This window comes from Pseudomonas typographi, from assembly GCF_014694385.1.
Lineage (GTDB): Bacteria > Pseudomonadota > Gammaproteobacteria > Pseudomonadales > Pseudomonadaceae > Aquipseudomonas > Aquipseudomonas typographi.
Map to the genome: position 1 here is coordinate 1 of NZ_JAAOCA010000144.1, position 429 is coordinate 429.

The 429-nt window shown below is 60.8% G+C and carries 1 protein-coding gene and 1 pseudogene; both read right to left on the minus strand.

What is annotated here, in order from left to right; genetic code table 11:
• Nucleotides 1–180: pseudogene (locus tag HAQ05_RS28135) on the minus strand (hypothetical protein); the annotation flags it as partial.
• A partial coding sequence (gene tsaE / locus HAQ05_RS28140; RefSeq protein ID WP_190427708.1) for a tRNA (adenosine(37)-N6)-threonylcarbamoyltransferase complex ATPase subunit type 1 TsaE occupies nucleotides 177–429 on the minus strand: 253 nt, incomplete at its 5' end. The pseudogene HAQ05_RS28135 and the gene tsaE, both read right to left, overlap by 4 nt.

The following is a 429-nucleotide window of genomic DNA, read 5'->3' on the forward strand; positions in this document are numbered from 1 at the left end:
GTATTTGAGCGCGGCGGTGCTTTCCAGCGTCAGGCGGGTGTAGGTGTGCGACGGCCATATCCGTGCGGCGGTGAATTGTGGTGCGCGTACCGTTTTGGCAACGGCGGATGCGATGGGGCTTAGGGCGAACAGTGTGCCGGCGGTGCGGCGGATGATTTGTCTTCGTGTCAGTTTGGTCATAGCGGCAGGCTTTCGCGTCCTCGTTCGGTATGGGCGGCCAGCAGGCATTTTCTGCCGCCGCCGTCGTGTGTCAATGTTGCGGTGATGTCGGCGGGCGGCGTAAATTCCCCGCCCTGTTGCGGCCATTCGATCAGGCAGACGCTGTTTGCGGCAAACAGTTCGTCAAGCCCCGCGTCTTCCCATTCTTCGGGGAACGAGAAGCGGTAGAGGTCGAAATGGTGCAGGGTGAAGCGTTCCAGCGGATAAGAT